General features: G+C 43.0%; 4 protein-coding genes. All 4 read left to right on the forward strand.

All coding sequences use genetic code 11. The features are described 5' to 3' along the window. Positions 1–102 precede the first annotated feature (102 nt). The 4 genes from A6J84_RS01220 to A6J84_RS01235 all read left to right on the forward strand — a co-directional run bounded on the left by A6J84_RS01220 (position 103) and on the right by A6J84_RS01235 (position 20,505). Positions 103–7,479, forward strand: a complete 7,377-nt coding sequence (locus tag A6J84_RS01220; protein ID WP_095725872.1) for an SIALI-17 repeat-containing surface protein — start codon at positions 103–105, stop codon at positions 7,477–7,479. Between the two features lie 249 nt (positions 7,480–7,728). Further along, positions 7,729–14,154 (forward strand): ZmpA/ZmpB/ZmpC family metallo-endopeptidase, encoded by a 6,426-nt coding sequence (locus A6J84_RS01225; protein ID WP_227743430.1) that lies wholly within the window; start codon positions 7,729–7,731, stop codon positions 14,152–14,154. Between the two features lie 231 nt (positions 14,155–14,385). Then, the gene (locus A6J84_RS01230) at positions 14,386–14,766 is read left to right on the forward strand and encodes a hypothetical protein (RefSeq protein WP_044020430.1); all 381 of its coding nucleotides are present in this window, start codon (positions 14,386–14,388) and stop codon (positions 14,764–14,766) included. Between the two features lie 234 nt (positions 14,767–15,000). Beyond that, complete coding sequence (locus A6J84_RS01235) at positions 15,001–20,505, forward strand: ZmpA/ZmpB/ZmpC family metallo-endopeptidase (RefSeq protein WP_095725874.1); 5,505 nt, start codon at positions 15,001–15,003, stop codon at positions 20,503–20,505. Positions 20,506–20,647: the final 142 nt, after the last annotated feature.

The following is a 20,647-nucleotide window of genomic DNA, read 5'->3' on the forward strand; positions in this document are numbered from 1 at the left end:
CATGTGTTGTTTCTAAAAATCGCGACAAATAATTTGAATAATCAAGTGAAATCAGGTAGAATAGAAAAGATTGAATAATATATTGAAGAGGAAATTTTGAGAATGAAACATCGGTTTTATGGAGAAAAACGACAGCGTTTTTCTTTCAGAAAGTTGTCTGTCGGGCTCGTTTCGGCGACTATTGGAAGCTTCTTTTTGAATGGGCAAATGGCTGGGGGCTTGACTTCTGTGAAGGCAGCAGAAATTCAAAGTCAGCAGTCTGCTCAGGTCAAATACCACTACGTAGTGGAGTCTGAATTAACGGAGGCAGAGAAGAGTGCCTTGATAAGGGAGATTCCAAAGTATGTTGAGGATGCTTCAGAGACCTATTACTTAGTTTATCGTCCGACTACTCAAGGGGATACATCTGGAGTATTACCTAAGACAGGTCACTCCGGTCTTTGGGAATCAACATTTACAGCGATGGGTCTTGCATTACTAGTGCTTGTAGTTGTTAGAGGCAGAAACGGGAAGAGGTATCTATCTTCGATCTTGTTGGTAACTGGGATGGGATCTATACTTCTATCTCCAACAGTCTTAGCAGTGACGAATATCGAACTCGCTGCATATAATCAAAGTCTTAACTTGGGTCTTGGAGATGCACTGCTAGCACCATTGAAAATTGACGGTTATGACTATATCGGTTACTTAAAGAATATAGAACAAAATGATAGTCATTTAGCTCATTCTGTTCAGAAGGAAAACCCGACACTTGACTGGGAGAAAGGAAAGGAAAGTGAACTTAAACCGAGTGAAACAAATCTTGATATGAAAGAGATTGTTTCAGATCAGGGGGATGCTTTAACTGAGGAAGAAAGAGAAGCTATAGCTGCTAAGGAAAGAGAGTCTGCTCGTCTAAGCACCATTTATGACTTGCCAGAACTAAAAATTAGTGAGCAGGAGTCAGTTCAAGAACTTCCTTATCAGACAAAATACCAATATACCGATGAATTGGCTCAAGGGCAATCAAAAGTCATACAATCAGGTGTTCGAGGTCAACGTACAGTGGTGACTCGTCATTATCATGAGAATCAAGAAATCGTAAAAAGCGAAATGATTTCTGATCAAGTGACGCTTGAACCTGTTTCTGAAATTATTTTAGTTGGAACAGCTCCAACTAACTCGATACCAAAAGAAACTCCAGTTCATGAAGTTCCAGAATTGGCAGAATATGGCACAACTCCTGAGACAGCGCCAGTTCATGAAGTTCCAGACTTAGCAGAGTACGGTACAACTCCTGAAACATCCCCAGTTCGTGAGACTCCAGAATTGACGGAATATGGTACAACTCCTGAAACAGCGGCAGTTCACGAAGTTCCAGAATTAGCAGAGTATGGCACAAGTTCTGATACGCCTCCAGTTCAAGAGATTCCAGAACTGACGGAATATGGGAAAAATCCTGATACATCTCCAGTTCACGAAGTTCCAGAACTGACGGAATACGGTACAACTCCTGATACAGCCCCAGTTCATGAAGTTCCAGAATTGACAGAATATGGCACAACTCCTGATACAGCCCCAGTTCATGAAGTTCCAGAATTGGCAGAGTATGGCACAAGTCCTGAAACCTCTCCAGTTCACGAAGTTCCAGAATTGACGGAATATGGTACAACTCCTGAAACAGCGCCAGTTCACGAAGTTCCAGAATTAGCAGAGTATGGCACAAGTTCTGATACGCCTCCAGTTCAAGAGATTCCAGAACTGACGGAATATGGGAAAAATCCTGATACAGCTCCTATTCATGAGAATTCTGAGTTGGAATTGACTACAAATGATGAGGTTAGAATAGAAAAGATTGATTTTTCTATTGACGAGCAATATACAGATGAGCTTCCAGAGGGAAGTCGTCAAATTGCAACTCCAGGAGTCCAAGGTGAGCGTACGATTAAGACTCGTGTTTACAGCTCTAACGGTCAGGAAATCGATCGTCAAGAGTTATCTAATGAAGAAACCATGGCTCCCGTAACACAGATCGTCAAAGTCGGAACTGCTAAACCCAATATGGTACCAAGTGATGCACCGAAAGCAGATGCTTTGCCAGAGTATCCGCTGACATATACAGATGAAACGCGCGTAGAGAAAATAGCCTTCAACATTGAGGAGCAATATACCGATGAGCTTGTTCGAGATGCTCGTCAAATCACAACTCCGGGTGTCCAAGGCGAACGTACCATTAAGACCCGTGTCTACAGTTCCAACGGTCAAGTTGTTGACCGTCAAGAATTGTCTAATGAGGAAACCTTGGCTCCAATAACACAAATCGTCAAAGTTGGTACGGCTAAGCCAACTATGGTACCGAGTGAAGCACCGAAAGCAGAGGCTTTACCAGAGTATCCGCTAACTTACACTGACGAAATTCGCGTTGAGAAGATTAACTTCACTATTCGTGAAGAAGAAACGGATGAGCTTGTTCGAGATGCCCGCCAAATCACAACTCCGGGTGTTGAGGGTGAGCGCACGATCAAGACTCGTGTCTACAGTTCTAACGGTCAGGAAATCGACCGTCAAGAACTTTCGAATGAAGAAACCTTGGCTCCTGTAACACAAATTGTCAAAGTCGGCACAGCTAAGCCAAACATGGTACCAAGCGATGCGCCAAAAGCAGAGGCTTTACCAGAGTATCCACTGACTTATACAGATGAAACGCGCGTAGAGAAAGTCAACTTTAGCATTCGTGAAGAAGAAACGGATGAATTGGTCCAAGATGCTCGTCAAATCGCAACTCCGGGTGTCCAAGGTGAACGTACGATTAAGACCCGTGTCTACAGTTCCAACGGTCAAGTTGTCGACCGCCAAGAGTTGTCTAACGAGGAAACTCTAGCTTCTGTAACGCAAATTGTCAAAGTCGGAACGGCTAAGCCAACTATGGTACCGAACGAAGCTCCGAAAGCAGACGCTTTAGAGGAGTTCGATTTAATTTCACTGCATAATCTCTTGGCAGAAGCGGATCAGATTAAAGCTCAGGCCCGTTATTTCAACGATAGTCAGAGTCATCAAGCTAACTATGATGTTGCTTTGACGGCTGGTCAAGCGATTCTGAGCCAATCCCAAGCCAGCCAAGCAGAAGTCAACCAACTGGTGGAACAAATCAATCAAGCCAAGGCTCAATTAAGTGGTTTTGAAGTTGTTAAAACAGCTCTTCAGACTGAGTACGATTTAAATCCAAGAGTTAAAACTTCGGTTAAATATAAGAATGCGGATTCAGATAAGCAGACAGCTTATACTGACGAATTGACCAAGGCAGACAAAGTTTTGAACAATCAAACAGCTACACAAGTACAGGTCAACCAAGCTCTTGTTAGTCTGACAGCAGCCAAAGAAGCACTAAATGGAGTGCCTAAAGTCAAGCCGACAGTTTCCATTCTAAGTCTGACTGAGAATACTGATGATAAGTCGGTGACGGTCCAATATAGATTGGAAGACCAGACCCAGTCCTTCCGTTCAGCGACTGCAGAATTGTACCAGGGAGACCAGCTGATTCGCACTCTTCCAATTACCAACTTTGCTGGCAGCTTGAAAATTGGCGACTTAGACTACTACACAGGCTACACTCTAAAAACTAAGTTGACTTATGAATTGGATAATGGTAGCTTTACTGAGTTTGAAACAGACAGTCGTAACTTTGAGCTAGAATACAAGAAGATTGCCTTCCGTGATATTGATTCCGTTGAGTTTTATCATAAAGAAAACGACCAATACAAGCGCTTTGTATCGATGAACTCTATGCCTACGGATCTGTCTACTTACTTCGTCAAGATCAAATCAAGCGAATCCAAGGAAATTCTCCTACCAGTTCACAGCATTTCTGAAGCAGAGAAAGATGGCAAGGCAGTCTATAAGGTTAATGTAACCCTTCCTGAACTCGTCCAAGAAAGTGAAACGGGCTATAAGTCTGGGCACGACTTCTACATCAGTAAGGCAGTCCCAAGCCAGCAAAATGTCTACACTAGCTTTGCTAGATTGGTAGACGCTATGAAGCGAAATATGGCAGGAAATTATGTGTTGGGAGCTGATTTGGATGCTAGTGAGGTTAGTCTTGCACCTGCAGATTATGTCTACCTCAAAGGGAACTTCACAGGTAGTCTGACAGGTAGTCATAATGGTAAGCAATACGCCATTTATAATCTAGCCAAACCTTTATTTGAAAACCTCAAGAGTGGGTCTACCATTTCCAATATCGACTTTAAAGATGTGAATATCGTGGGTACCTATGACTCAGCTGCGCTGGCACGCAATGCGGAGAATGCGCGAATCACAGATGTTTCTGTTCAGGGGAGAGTATCGGTAGTAGGAAATGCTTCTAACGTGGCGGGTCTAGTAGTTAATGGAACCAATACGAAAATTACAAATAGTTCCTTTACGGGAACTATCCTATCTAACAGTCAACACATCAAAGCTTATAATGTAGGTGGTTTGGTTGCAAACCTTAAAGGAGGAGAATCTCTTCTTAGCCAAAGTAAAGCAGATGTAACGATTATTAGTGGTTTACGATCAAATGAACAACGTATCGGTGGTTTGGTTGGACGTCTAGAAAACAATGCTCGAATCACCAAGTCGTATGTGACAGGAAAAGTATATAATGCAACCACTAGCGGTCAAATCGGTGGAGTGGTCGGCTCGAACTACTTTAATGGTTTAGTTGATAATGTGATCAGTAATGTTAGCGGTACAAATGTTTACAGTATTTCTGGGGATCAGGGCTACAAAAACGACCGCATTACGCAAGCATATAAAGTTGCTAAAAGTGAAACCTTGAAAAACGATCAGTTTGTTACTTCTACTATTACTCAAGAAGAAATGGAAGAAAAACTGACTGCTATGGACATCACGACTAGCCTAGATGACACGAATCTAAATATGCGTTATGTCGACTATGGTGAGGTAAACAATGCTCAATTCGACCGTGGATATTCTTATGCAAATATGGAGAAACTGCTTCCTTTCTACAATAAAGAAACCATTGTTTCGTTTGCGAACAAGATTCCGAAAGAGCATAAGTTGAATAAGGAGTACCTACTGGATGTTGTTCCGATGAAGGGTGACCAGGTTATCACTGATATCAATAGCAACAAGACCGGAATTAACCGTTTGATGCTTCACTACATGGACAATACCATTGATTACCTAGAAATATCTTATAAGGAAGATTTCGTAAATCGAGGTATTGCTGAGTATAGTATCAAGGGCTTAGACCTTCTTTATACTCCAGAAGCCTTTGTATCAGATTACACTAGTATTCTAAATCAAGTCTTGCCAGAGCTGAACAAGGTCGTTCTTGATTCGCCAGCTATGCGAACAGCTCTCGGAGTAGCCGCAGATACTTCTTTGGATGAACTATACTTAGACACTGCATTTACGCAAGTGAAAAGCAAGCTATCAGGTGAGCTCCGCAAAGTGCTGGCTATGGATAAGGCTATCAATACTGAAGGTGAAGTAGTTAAGGATTATCTTGTTAAGAAGATTCTTGCTGATAAAGAAGCTTTCCTATTGGGTCTGACTTACCTTAACCGTTGGTACAATATCAACTATGATACCTTTAATGTTAAGGACTTGTCGGCTTACAAGATGGATTTCTACGGTAAGAATGACGTTTCGGTTCTTGATACAATCATTGCTTTAGGAAAATCAGGACTTGAGAATCTCAAGGCTAAGAACAACTATACAGCGTATGATAATTCGCTCTCTGAAGCAACTGGCAAGCGAGGACTCTTCAATTACCTTGAAGGCTACCGTCAGCTCTTCCTACCATACAAGACCAATAATGAATGGCTCAAGACCAATACAAAAGCCTACATCGTTGAGGCTAAGTCCGATGTAGCAGAAGCGAGACAGCTTCAGGACGCAGCCGAGGGCAAGAGCAAGTACTCTGTCGGTGTTTATGACAAGATTACAGCAGATAATTGGGAACACAAGGGCATGCTCCTGCCACTCTTGACCATGACGGAGAAAGGTGTCTATGCTATCTCTAATATGTCTACCCTCTCTATGGGAGCTTATGATCGCTACCGCCTGGATGCCAATAACAGAGTGCGCACAGACGCAGAACTAGTTGAATATGTCGAAGACAGAGTGAGAAAAACAGCTGAATACCAGCGCGACCACTATGATTTCTGGTATAAGATTCTGAGTCCAGAAAGCAAGGACAAGCTCTTCCGTTCGGTTCTGGTTTATGATGGATTCTCATTGGTTGACAAGAATGGTCAAAGATATTGGGCTCCAGCTAATGACAAAAAATCACAGGCTATGCAGGAATTCTTTGGACCAGCTGGCAAGTGGTATCCAAGCAAGGGCTATAATGCCTATGCTACGGGTAGTGTAACTCACTTTGATGCTGCTAAATTGTTAGAAGACTATGGAAACTCTGTCTACACCCATGAAATGACCCATAATTCTGACGGTGCAATTTACTTTGAAGGTTATGGCCGTCGTGAGGGCTTGGGTGCGGAACTCTATGCTCGGGGGCTCTTGCAATCTTCGCCGAGCGCAGATGAACCAACTATTACGCTCAATACTCTCTTCAAGGTGGACAAGGATTCTAAGACACGTATGCATACCTATAATTTCAAGGAGCGTGTTCAAAATGAAGCAGATCTGCAACACTATGTTCATGGTATGTTTGACATGATCTACACCTTGGACTATCTAGAAGGTACTTCTATGCTGAAGCAGAGTGATGCTGCCAAGTTACAGTGGTTCAGGAAGATGGAGAATTACTATATTACAGATAAGTATGGTAAGGAGACCCACGCTGGTAACCAGACGCGAAGCTTCACTGCTGAAGAAATCAAGCAGCTGAAGACCTTTGATTCCCTGATTGAAAATGATGTGATCACTCGTCGGGAGAACAAGGAAAGCGGAAAATATGGTCGAAATGGCTACCTCAGTCTTAGCCTCTTCTCACCGATTTACTCAGCCTTGAGCAATCCAAATGGAGCTCCAGGTGACGTTATGTTCCGTCGCACAGCCTATGAATTACTGGCAGCCAAGGGATACCATGAAGGATTTGTCCCTTATGTTTCTGGTCAGTACTCTCAGGAAGCCTTCGATGAAGGCAAGAAAACGTGGGACGGATGGTCTGGAAGAGATGTCGGTCTCGTGACAGACCAGAAAGTCTTGGAAAATGTATTTAAGGGTGAATACACTTCTTGGGCAGCCTTCAAGAAGGCCATGTACAAGGAGCGGATTGATCAGCTGACCAAGCTGAAGCCAATTACCATTGAGTACGAGCTTAAAAATCCAAACAGTACCAAGAAAGTAACCATTCGTTCTTATGCAGAGATGCAGCAGTTGATGGATGCAGCAGTGGCAGAGGATGTACGCAACATTACCAATGCCACTAGCCGTGTTGAAGCTAGCTGGGTCAACCTGCTCAAGAAGAAGATTTACAACGCTTATCTTCGTGAGACAGACGACTTCAGACAGTCTATTTTCAAGAAATAAGGAAACGATTCTGTTTGATTAAAATTTGAAAAATTCCTAGGTTTAAGGCTACCTAGGAATTTTTTCTGTGATTCTCCCTGATCTTGTTTGTGCATTCAAGACCTGATAAGATAAGGATTTTTAAAGCGCAAATGAACTGAAAAGATTAGCAGTTTTTTGTGGCTATTATTTATAGCAAATAAATTGAATAATCTAGTAAATTTCGGTAGAATAGAGGGGATTCAAATCATGATGAAGGAAAGATTAGAAATGAAAAGAAGTTATTTAGGAGAAAAGCACCAGCGTTTTTCATTGAGAAAGGTTTCGGTTGGTCTAGTTTCTGCTCTGGTAGGGGTTTTCTACCTTTTTAGTGGAGGAGGTTCTCTTGCTAGTGTAGCAGCCAGTGAACAGACGCCATCCGTCACAAAACAGATTCACTATAAGTACGTGACAGAGAGTGAACTCACGGACCAAGAAAAGCAGTTGGTAGTCAAAGAATTGCCACAGTTTGCTGAGGAAACAGATGATACTTACTATTTGATTTATCGTCCGACGAGACAGTTGCCTGCAACTGGTCATAGCCAACTCATTAGCTCAATTGCAGCAGGGGCAGGTATAGTGCTACTGGTCGTAGCGATTAAACTGGGCAGAGATGATCGCAAAAAGCTAGCTTCTTTCATGCTCTTGACCAGTCTAGGAAGTCAGCTAATTGCGCCAACTTCCTTGGCTTTGACAAATCAAATGCTCGCTGACTACAATCAGGAATTGACTGTACAGGTCGGGGAAACATTGCAATCCCCACTTACGATTGAAGGCTACCAATATGTAGGCTATTTGAAATCTCAAAAAGAAGTGAAGCCTTCAGTTGATGGCAAGAAAGAGTTGAATCATTCGGCTCCTATTGATACTCCAGTTCAAACTTCAAACGGAAGCCAAGCGCAGGAAGAGTATCGTGCTCAGAAACCAAGTGAAGCTCCTGTCTTTGAACAACCAGAGTTAAAGGTTGATAGTAAAGAAACGAGTCGTACAGAGATTATTCCTTTCCAAGTGGAGGAAGTAGAGGCAGCTGATTTGCCGCAAGGTCAAACTGAGGTGATTCAGGCAGGGAAAAATGGTAGTCGTACCATTGTGACCCGCAGCTACATTTTAAATGGTCAGGTGATCCATACAGAGGAGGTTTCCAATCAGGTAACGACTGAGCCGACTTCTGAGATTAGAAAAGTCGGAAGCAAGGTCCCTTCTCCTACAAAACCAAGCCCAGGGGAGTCTGTTAGTGACAAACCAACAAACGCTCCAGTGCACGAAGTTCCGAGCTTAAACGTCGAAGAAAAGGATGTTACCACGACGGTAGCAGAACCCTACACTCGAGAACGTGTTGAGAGTGATAGCTTGCCAGTTGGCCAGACCAAGATAACCCAAGCTGGTCAAGATGGTGTGCGTACGATTGTTACTCGTCAGTACATGGTAGATGGTAAAGTAGAGAGAAGTCAGGAAATCTCTAACGAAGTGACAACTCCAGCAGTATCAGAAATCGTAACAGTCGGAACAGGCCCTGTTAGCGAGAAACCAACAGACGCTCCTGTAAATGAAGTTCCAAGTCTAGAGGTTGAAGAAAAGGATGTTACTACGACGGTAGCAGAACCCTACACTCGAGAACGTGTTGAGAGTGATAGCTTGCCAGTTGGCCAGACCAAGATAACCCAAGCTGGTCAAGATGGTGTGCGTACGATTGTTACTCGTCAGTACATGGTAGATGGTAAAGTAGAGAGAAGTCAGGAAATCTCTAACGAAGTGACAACTCCAGCAGTATCAGAAATCGTAACAGTCGGAACAGGCCCTGTTAGCGAGAAACCAACAGACGCTCCTGTAAATGAAGTTCCAAGTCTAGAGGTTGAAGAAAAGGATGTTACCGCAACAGTGGCTGAACCCTACCCAACTAAGGAAGTGGAAAGTGCAGACCTGCCTTTGGGGCAAAGGGAAGTTAGCCAAGCTGGTCAAGAGGGTGTCCGTACGATTGTGACTCGTCAGTATTTAGTAGATGGAAAAGTCGAAAATACAGAGGAAATCTCTAACACTATCACAAAAGAAGCAGTTCCTCAGATTATCAAAGTCGGTACAAAACCAATTTCTACAAATGCGGATCACGCTCCTGTGGAACCAGAAAAAGGAACCCTCGACCTCGACCCCTTGCACCAATTAGTGGAAGAGGCCGAGAGCATCCAGAAAACGCATCAGTATTTCAATGATACCACTGCAGATCAAGAGTCTTATAAACAGGCAGTTGCAAATGCTCAAGCTCTCTTTGAGGCATCTCATGCCAGTCAAGAACAGGTTGATTCTTTGAAAAAAGCCCTTGAAACTGCTAAGAATAATTTAGACGGCCAACCTGTTGATAAGAAAACTCTTGGAGTTGAATTTGACATGAAGGATGTGACTCAGTCTACAGTTGCTTACCAGTATGCTGATGAACAAACTAAACTCCGCTATCGCCGTGCTCTAGATCAGGCCAAGCTCGTTTTGGACAATCCTTTCGCCAATCAAGCCTTGGTCGATCAAGTTCGGACGGATCTCGAGGCAGCTCGTCAAGCTCTGGATGGTGTCAAGAGAAAACCAACCCTCTCTCTAGTCCGTGTCGAGAAGGAAGAAGATCAACGCCAAGTTTCTCTTAGCTATCACTTGACGGATGCTACAGCTAGCTATCAATCAGCCAAAGTGCAGCTATACAAGGGTGAAATGTTAATTAAGGAAGTCGACCTTGTGGACCTCGCTCAAAAATTGACACTTGATGACTTGGACTACTATACTCCTTATACTCTCAAAACTGTCATGAAATATGACCTGGGTCAAGGGGAACAAACTAGTATAGAGGATCAACGTCCAGTTCAGCTAGATTATAAGAAGGTTGAAATCAAAGACATCGACCGTATCGAACTGTACGGTAAAGATGGTAGTCACTACCGACGTTACCTATCCCTGTCGGAAGTTCCATCTGATTTAGACAACTACTATGTCCGCATTCAGTCAGACAAGTTCAAGGATATGCTCTTACCTGTTTCTAAGATTACAGATAAGGGCAATGCCTATTCCGTAACGGTATCAGCTAATCAGCTCGTCGAGGGAGAAGGGGATCATTATCGTCCAGATTACTCTTTTGAATTGCCAAAAACGCCTCTTAGTCAAGAAGGTGTCTATACGTCCTTCAAAGCGCTCATAGAGGCCATGAAGTCAAACCCGACTGGAAACTTCAAACTAGGAGCGGATGTTTCAGCAGATGAGGTTGAGTTAGAACATTCTGCGACAAGCTATGTTCCAGAAGAATTTTCAGGTAGCCTAACTAGCCGAGTGGATGGCAAAGATTATACCATCTACAACTTGGCAAAACCACTCTTTGCAACCTTGAAAAATGCCACCATCCAGCAACTGACCTTGAAATCGGCTGCAGTTACAGGCAAGGATTCTATAGGGGCCTTGGCTAGCAATGCTCAAAATGCAACGATTACGGATGTTTCTGTAAGTGGTAGTCTATCTGGGAACAAGCATATCGGTGGACTCGTAGGAGTTGCCCAAAACACAAAACTAACCAATGTTGCCTTTAAAGGATCCATCACCAGCACCCAAGATGGGGGGCAGGAGTACAATATTGGTGGCCTGGTCGGTAATTTCCACGGCAATCAATCACTGGCGCAGAAGAGTCAGGCAGATGTATCTATCCAAGTAACGGGTCGAAATGGAGACCAGCGTGTTGGAGGATTGATCGGTCGTTTGCAGAATGGAGCTAGATTAGAAACTTCTTATGTGTCTGGTTCTATCCAAAATGGAGGTCATTCTGGCCAAGTCGGTGGAGCGATCGGGTCTACTTGGAACAATGGACAGGTCCGAAATGTCTTGACCAGTGTCAAGGTTCAAAATGGTCATGCGATGACAGGAGATCCGTATCCTGAGGCTTCTGTTCGGGACTCTTATGTTCTTGAAGGAACTACAGCAAATCGAAAAGATGAGCGTTTTGTCCGTTCTATTTCAGAGGCCGATGCGCAAGCCAAACGTCAGTCCTTTGGAATCACTTCAAACTTGACGGACCAGGAGCCATTGCAGCAAGCTTACCAGCATCAAACAGACTATAGTCGAGTGAGGGGAGCCCAAGAGTCCAGAAAACAAGCCTACAAAAATGTAGAAAAACTATTACCATTCTACAACAAAGACTTCATCGTTCATATAGCCAACCAATTAGCTGAAGATGATAAACTCAACAAAGTAGCCCTGCTAGATGTAGTTCCGATGAAAGATGAGACGCTGACAACGGACGTCAATAGCCATAAGGGTGAAATCAATAGACTGATGCTGCATTATGCAGATAAGACGATCGCTTATCTTGATCTGACCTACAAGGGAGATTTTGCCAATGGTCAGATTGCTGAATATAGCATCGCTGATAAGAATTTGCTCTATACACCAGAGGCCTTCCTATCGGACTACCAGTCCATTAAAGAGAGAGTCTTGGATGAACTCAAAGCTGTGACTTATAACTCAACTGCTGTGCGTAAGGTACTGGGAATTGGTGAAACAGCTTCCTTAGATGATCTTTATCTGGAAAAAGCCTTTGAACAAATCAAAGCTGACCTAGGTCAGGAGCTCCTCAAGGTACTTTCAGTTGATAAGTCGATTAACACTCTAGGTTCTGCCGTAGCGGATGCAATTAGCCAAAAGATTCTGAAGAACAAAGAGGCTTTCATGCTTGGTCTGACCTATCTCAATCGTTGGTACAATGTCAACTATGGAACTTTCAACACCAAGGACCTTAATGCCTATAAGTTTGATTTCTTTGGCAATCATGCCGCTTCGACACTCGATACCATCATTGCTCTCGGTAACTCTGGAATGGGCAATCTTCGAGCGCAAAACAACTTCAATACTTTCCGACAATCCCTAGCTAAGGAAAAAGGCAAAGGAGACCTCTTTACATACTTAGAAAGTCTGCGTGAACTCTTCTTGCCAAACAAAACCAACAGTGAATGGTTCAAGGAAAATACCAAGGCTTATATCGTAGAAGCTCGTTCAAGTCTGCCAGAAATTCAGGCCAAGCAGGACAATGCGGATCGTAAGAGTAAGTATACAATCAAAGTCTACGACAGACTGACTCAGGGAGATTGGGGCTTCAAGCAAATGGTCCTCCAGCTTCTGACCTTACCTGAAAGAGATGTCTATATCATCAGCAATATGTCGACCATTGCCTTTGGTAGCTTTGGAAGCTACAGGAAAGAAGGTGGCAGAGTTCTCTCAGGTGAGGAACTCCATCGACACGTTGAAAAACTTGTGGATCAATCAGCTGAATGGCAACGAAACCACTATGACATGTGGTACAACATTTTAAGTCCAAACAGGAAAGATACTCTATTCAGACGGGTGATCGTTACAGATGGTTTCTTTGTTTACAATGATCAAGGCCATCAATATTGGGCTCCGCGTAATGATAAGACCTCTGTTGCTATGTACAATTTCTTTGGCCCTGCTGGCAAGTATCACGGAGACAATGGACTAGGAGCCTTTGCAAATGGTTATGAAGTCTTCTACGTCTATGACCAGATGCTGGGAGCTTCTGGAACCATGGTCTATACCCATGAAATGACCCACAACTCGGATGGTTCTATCTATTTTGAAGGACATGGTCGTCGTGAGGGTGAAGGACCTGAGAGCTTTGCTACAGGGATGTTAGAGTCTGTAACCAATGTTAGCGAAAAAGGTCTCGTGCTCAATAGCTTCTATCAGGGAGATAAAGATTCGACCACACGCTACCATACCTATGATCCTGTTGCCCGATTCTCCTCAGCAGATGCTCTTCGCGACTACATGCATGGAGTCTTTGATGTACTGAACCTTCTGGATTATGTAGAAGGGGATATTGTTACTGGAGTTCTAACTGATCAACAGAAAATGAAATGGTACCGCAAGGCTGAAAATTATAACTTTGAAAAAACTTCTTATGGTAAACAAGCCCACGCTGATGATCGCATTGTCCCTATAACTGCCGAAGAAGCAGCCAAACTAAAATCTGTCGATGCTCTGGTTGATCATAATATCATTGGTCGTCGCGATGGTTGGGATAGAGCTAGCTTTGGACGAAATGGCTACTATGTCATCAATATGTTTGCTACCTTCTATGCAGCTCTGGACAATCCAACTGGTGCTCCTGGGGGACTTATGTTCCGCCGTAGAGCCTACGAATTGCTAGGAGACAAGGGCTACCAACAAGGATTTGTCCCATATGTATCTGGCCAATACGCTGGTCAAGCCCTCAAAGAAGGTGATAAGACCTACTCAACTTGGAACCGTGGAGATGTCGGAGTAGTTGGAGATGATCGGATCCTTAAAAACCTCTACGGTAGTCAGTATGAATCGTGGAAGGATTTGAAGAAAGCTATGCTAAATGAGCGATACAACAAGGCTCAAAACTTCCTTCGCCCTATCACCATCGAGTTTGAAGCAGGAAAACTAGATAGCAAACGACAAATTACGATTTCTTCTTATGAGGAATTACAAGATTATATGTACTTAGCAGTACTAGCGGATGCCTCAGCTAAGAACATTGATCGTGCCTTATCAGACAGCTCTAAGAGCAGTGTTGCCCAACTCAAGTATCGTATTTTCAATGCTTATCTACGTGCTACAGACGATTTCAGACAGTCTATCTTTGAAAGATAGGCACGAAAAAAGAAGATCCAAGTGATCTTCTTTTTTTAGGTGAATGGCTTGCTCAGTGGAGAAGACGAATGAATTTACAAACAATCTGATACATGACCTATTTTTTACTCTAAATGTCTGTTTAGAAATTGGAAATCATTCACCATCTAGTATACTCGTTTTGAAATTTCTTTTGTTTTTCATGAAAATGTGATAAAATGATAGTTGTAAAAATTTTTTAAGGAGATTTGGATGAAAACAAAAGCACTTGCTCGCGTAAATGCGATTTTTGGTCTTATTTCAGGTATCGTCTTGCTGTTGGCTCCAGTTGTTATGTTTATGATAGCTGTCGGTGCTGCTGCGGCAACGGAGGACTCGGATGCAACAGTTGGTCTATTGACGATTTTTTCAATTATTTTATCATTGGTGAAAATTGCAATCTTGGTTTTAGGAATTGTAGCTATTATTTATTACAAGGATGACGAGCGTGTGACTCCTGCACCTTCTGTCTTGTTTATCGTAGGTGGTGCTGTTGGATTGATCCCATTCTTGGGCTGGGTAGGAGGAATTCTGACAATCATTGGTGGATCCCTCTACTTTGGACTTTTGAAAAAATTCGAGATTCAAGAATAATGGCTTTTTGTTAGGAATATTTTGAAATAAGAGAAGGCGCTTAGCCTTCTTTTTTTGTCATCAAGCAGGGGTAAAATTGACAGGATAAATAAGCTTTGACATTCGTGAAATCTAAAGCATTTATTTGAGACAAGGAAGTATTTTTATAGTATAATGGTGGATGTGAAATACCTATATCAAAATATAATACTAGTTATTTTCTTGATAGAGGTTGAAAAGTTGAGAGGATATAGAATGAAAAAGATTTTTGGAGAGAAGCAGCATCGTTTCTCCTTACGAAAATTAGCAATTGGACTTGTGTCAGCTTCGATTTCAAGCCTATTTTTTGTGTCCGTTGCGAGTAGTGGGACCGTATTTGCTCAAGAAAATGCAGCTGTTCACTACAAATATGTGACGGAAACGGAGCTGAGTGGGCAAGAAAAGGACTTGATTGTCAAGGATATTCCGAAAATTGCTGAAGATAGTGAGAGTACCTATTATCTAGTCTACCGTATGGATGAGAAAGCTCAGCTAGGTCAGTTGCCCAATACAGGTGGGCAGAATAGCCTTACTAGCGTTTTATCAGGTGGAGTTCTGGCTTCGATTGGTTTCCTTATTTTTGTCGTATCGAAAAAGAAAGGCAAAAAGAAGGCTCTCTTGAAAGTTGTCTTGATAACAGGGATGGGCAGTGGTTTGGCTTCTTCAGTTCAGGCTATTGAAAATCAACTTTTGCTCCAGTACAATCAGGAACACCAATTATCCCAAGGAGATAGTCTGCCTTTGCCACGTGCCTTATCAGGTTATACTTATCTAGGCTATATTAAGCAAGACAAAGAGATTAATCAGCAAGAAACTGCTGCTAGTGATCAGAAACTTGACTATACAGTTCAACCTCATTTCCAAGCCAACGAAGGTGGACAAAAGGCAGGAGATGAGCAGAAAGCTCCGTCTTCAACAAGCCCTGCAGACAAGACAATCCCTTCTCAAGATTTATCTAATCAAAAGCCGTCTGGTATTGCTAGTGTAGATCCTCAAGACGAAGTCTTGGCTGGTCGCGTGAACAAACCAGAGCTCTTATACAAAGACCAAGAGATTGTAACCAAACTAGATGTTCCAGAAGTGGTTCAAGAAAATCCAGAACTAACAGAGGGAACCATCCATGTCAAACAAGAAGGTCGTGCTGGGAAGAAGATTGAGCTTGTTCGCATTTTCACTGTTGAAAACCAAGAAATTTCTAGGGAAGTTCTCTCGACTAAGGTAGAAGAAGCCTTGCCACGTATAGTAGAAAAAGGGACTAAGAAGGCAGTTGCTGCAAGTGAAGCACCTCAGTCTGCAAGAAAAGGAGAGCCTGAGACTCAGGCTCCATTACCAGAATACAATGGGAATCAAGCGGGAGCGGTTGTTGCCCCTGAAACAGCTGAAAGACCAGAATATACAGGCACCCAAGCAGGAGCAGTTGTTGAACCCGAGCAAGTCGCTCCGCTACCTGAGTATCAGGGAACCCAAGCTGGTGCCATCGTTGAACCGGAACAAGTTGAGCCAGAGGTTGGGGGTGTCCAGTCAGGAGCTTTGGTGGAACCAGAAACAGCTGAGAAACCAGCCTATACAGGCGAGCAGTCTGGAGCAATCGTAGAGCCTGAACAGGTGCCACCAACACCAGAATATACAGGAACTCAAGCAGGAGCGATTGTAGCTCCTGAAACAACTGAAAAACCAGAGTATACAGGCACTCAATCAGGTGCAATAGTAGCCCCAGAGACAACTGAAACACCAGCCTATACAGGCACTCAAGCAGGAGCCATTGTGGAACCGGAACAAGTCGCTCCTCTTCCAGAATATACTGGCAATACCGAGCAAGTAAAACCGGAAGCTCCGACAGAAAAACCAAAAGAAAAAGACCCAGAGAAGACGCTTGAGCTAAGAAATGTTTCGGATCTGGAGTTGTATAGTCAGACCAATGGTACTTACAAACAACACGTTTCTTTAGACGGTGTCCCAAGTAATCCAGACACTTACTTTATCAAGGTTAAATCTTCGTCGTTTAAAGATGTCTATCTACCAGTCGCTTCAATAGCTGCAGAAACGAAAGATGGTCAGCCAGTTTATAAAATCATAGCCAAGGCTGAGAAACTCCAGCAAGAGCTAGAAAATAAATATGTCGATAATTTCACCTTCTACCTAGCTAAGAAGGCAACAGAGGAAACGACAACCTTTACTTCCTTTAGCAACCTAGTCAAAGCTATCAACCAGAATCTCTCTGGAACCTATCATTTAGCAGCTAGTTTGAATGCCAATGAAGTAGAACTGGGACCTGATGATAGATCGTACATCAAGGGCACCTTTACTGGTCAGTTGATCGGTGAAAAAGATGGCAAGCAGTATGCTATTTACAACTTGAAAAAGCCTCTGTTTGAAACCTTGAGCGGCGCTAGAGTAGAAAAATTGAGTCTGAAAAATATCTCCATTTCAGGGAAAGATGATATTGGTTCACTGGCCTATGAAGCCCAGAATAACACAAAGATTCAGCAAGTTCACGTCGATGGTGTTCTCGCTGGTGAACGTGGTATCGGTGGTTTGCTAGCTAAGGCTGAGCAATCAAGCATCACAGAGAGCAGTTTCAAGGGAAGAATTATCAACACTTATGAAACGACTGCTGCCTACAATATCGGTGGTTTGGTTGGTCATTTGACAGGTGACAAGGCTTTACTTACTAAGTCAAAAGCGACAGTAGCCATTTCGTCCAACACAAATAGTTCAGATCAGACAGTGGGTGGTCTTGCAGGTCTAGTAGATCAGGATGCACAAATCCAAGATAGCTATGCTGAAGGCGATATTAACAATGCCAAGCACTTTGGTAGAGTCGCGGGAGTAGCAGGCTATTTGTGGGATCGAAAAACTAATGAGGAACAGCATGCTGGAAGATTGACCAATGTTCTCAGTGATGTCAATGTAACCAACGGAAATGCCATTACCGGTTACCACTATAATGGAATGAGGGTGAAGGACACATTCAGCAGCAAGGCAAACAGAGTCTACAATGTCACCTTAGTCAAGGATGAGGTCGTCAGCAAGGAATCCTTTGAAGAAAGAGGAACAATGCTAGATGCTTCTCAAATCGAAAGCAAAAAAGTAGCCATTAATCCTCTCACTCTACCAACAGTGGAGCCCCTCTCAACAAGTGGCAAAAAAGACAGTGATTTTTCTAAGGTGGCTCATTATCAAGCTAAGCGCGCCTTGGCTTATAAAAATATTGAAAAATTGCTACCTTTCTACAACAAGGCAACCATCGTCAAATACGGAAATCTGGTCAATGAGAACAGTCTGTTATATCAAAAAGAAGTCTTGTCAGCAGTCATGATGAAGGATGACCAAGTCATCACAGACATTGTTTCTAACAAAGAGACTGCAAACAAACTCTTGCTTCACTACAAGGACCATTCATCTGAAAAGCTTGATCTCCATTACCAGGATGATTTCGCCAAATTAGCGGAATATAGTCTAGGAAATACGGGTCTTCTCTATACGCCAAACCAATTCTTGTATGACCAAAGCTCTATCATCAAACAAGTCTTACCTGAATTGCAGCAGGTGGACTACCATTCAGAAGGCATCAGAAAGACGCTCGGTATTTCTCCAAAAGTCGAGCAGACTGAGCTCTATCTAGAGGACCAGTTCGCCAAAACCAAGGAACATCTGGAAGACAGTTTGAAGAAACTCTTGTCAGCAGATGCTGGACTTGCTGGTGACAACCCAGTTACCAAGGGCTATCTTGTAGATAAAATCAAACGCAACAAGGAAGCCTTGCTACTTGGTTTGACCTATCTGGAACGGTGGTATAACTTCAGCTATGGTCAGGTAAACGTCAAAGACCTGGTTCTGTACCACCTGGACTTCTTTGGTAAGGGAAATGCTTCACCACTGGACACTCTGATTGAGTTAGGTAAATCTGGTTTTAACAATCTTCTAGCTAAGAATAATGTCGATACTTATGGTATCAGTCTTGCCAGTCAACATGGAACGACAGATTTGTTTAGCACGCTAGAAAATTACCGAAAAGTCTTTCTACCAACCACAAGCAACAATGACTGGTTTAAATCAGAGACTAAGGCTTACATCGTTGAAGAAAAATCCACTATCGAAGAGGTGAAAGCGAAGCAAGGATTAGCTGGCACCAAGTACTCTATCGGTGTTTATGACCGCATCACTAGTGCCACATGGAAATACCGCAATATGGTCTTGCCTCTCCTAACCTTGCCAGAAAGATCAGTCTTTGTCATCTCAACCTTGTCTAGTCTAGGATTTGGAGCCTATGATCGCTACCGCAATAGCGAGCATAAAGCGGGCAAGGCTCTCAATGATTTTGTAGAAGAAAATGCGCGTGAAACAGCCAAACGTCAGCGAGATCACTACGATTATTGGTATCGTATTTTAGATGAACAATCACGTGAAAAACTCTATCGTACGATTCTCCTTTATGATGCTTATAAGTTTGGGGATAACACAACCTCTGGAAAAGCTACAGTGGAGGCTAAGTTTGATAGTTCCAATCCAGCCATGAAAAACTTCTTTGGACCAGTTGGCAATAAGGTAGTACACAACCAGCATGGAGCCTACGCTACAGGTGATGGCGTCTACTATATGTCTTACCGTATGCTGGACAAGGATGGAGCCATTACTTATACCCATGAAATGACCCATGATTCCGATCAGGATATTTATCTTGGTGGCTATGGTCGAAGAAGTGGCTTGGGCCCAGAGTTCTTCGCAAAAGGCTTATTGCAAGCGCCTGACCAACCAAGTGACGCAACCATTACCATCAATTCTATCTTGAGACACTCAAAATCAGATAGTACAGAAGACTCCCGTCTGCAAGTCTTGGATCCGACAGAGAGATTCCAAAAGGCAGCAGATCTTCAGAACTATGTCCATAACATGTTTGACCTTATCTACATGCTGGAATACCTCGAAGGACAATCAATCGTTAACAAACTGAATGTTTACCAGAAAATGGCGGCTCTCAGAAAGATTGAGAACAAGTATGTGAAAGATCCAGCAGATGGAAATGAGGTTTATGCCACTAACGTAGTCAAAGAATTGACAGAAGCAGAGGCCCGAAACCTGAATAGTTTTGAAAGTTTGATTGACCATAACATCTTGTCATCTCGTGAGTACCAGTCTGGTGACTATGAACGAAATGGATACTATACGATCAAACTCTTTGCCCCAATCTTTTCTGCTCTCAGCAGTGAGAAAGGCACGCCAGGGGACCTTATGGGACGCCGGATTGCTTACGAACTTCTGGCTGCCAAAGGCTTTAAGGATGGAATGGTACCTTACATCTCAAACCAATACGAAGAAGTTGCCAAACAAAACGGTAAAACCATCAATCTCTATGGTAAAGAACGCGGATTGGTGACAGATGAACTTGTACTGGACAAGGCATTTGAAGGTGAGTATTCATCTTGGGCTGCCTTTAAGAAAGCCATGTATAAAGAACGTGTGGATCAGTTTGGAAACTTGAAGCAAGTGACCTTTAAAGATCCGACAAAACCATGGCCAAGTTATGCGACAAAGACCATCAATAGTGTGACTGAATTGCAAGCCCTCATGGACCAAGCTGTTCTCAAGGATGCTGAAGGACCACGTTGGAGTAATTATGATCCAGAAATCGACAGTGCAGTTCATAAGTTGAAGAGAGCAATCTTTAAGGCCTATCTTGACCAAACAAACGACTTCAGAACCTCTATTTTTAAGAAATAAGGGTTGGAAAATGAAAAGGGAGGATCGACTGGTCTTCTCTTTTTATAGCTTGATATCCCTGTTAGAAAGCTGGTAGGCGATTTGTTTGTGCCTGAGAAGGTCTTTTGTTTCTGGAGCAAATATGGTAGAATGATAGCTACGA

Source organism: Streptococcus sp. FDAARGOS_256 (assembly GCF_002289235.2).
Classification (GTDB): Bacteria; Bacillota; Bacilli; order Lactobacillales; family Streptococcaceae; genus Streptococcus.

Bases quoted from the DNA above. Each gene is read 5' to 3' on its own strand.
- A6J84_RS01230 (WP_044020430.1), top strand. From the start codon at position 14,386: ATGAAAACAAAAGCACTTGCTCGCGTAAATGCGATTTTTGGTCTTATT.
- A6J84_RS01220 (WP_095725872.1), top strand. From the start codon at position 103: ATGAAACATCGGTTTTATGGAGAAAAACGACAGCGTTTTTCTTTCAGA.
- A6J84_RS01235 (WP_095725874.1), top strand. From the start codon at position 15,001: ATGAAAAAGATTTTTGGAGAGAAGCAGCATCGTTTCTCCTTACGAAAA.
- A6J84_RS01225 (WP_227743430.1), top strand. From the start codon at position 7,729: ATGAAAAGAAGTTATTTAGGAGAAAAGCACCAGCGTTTTTCATTGAGA.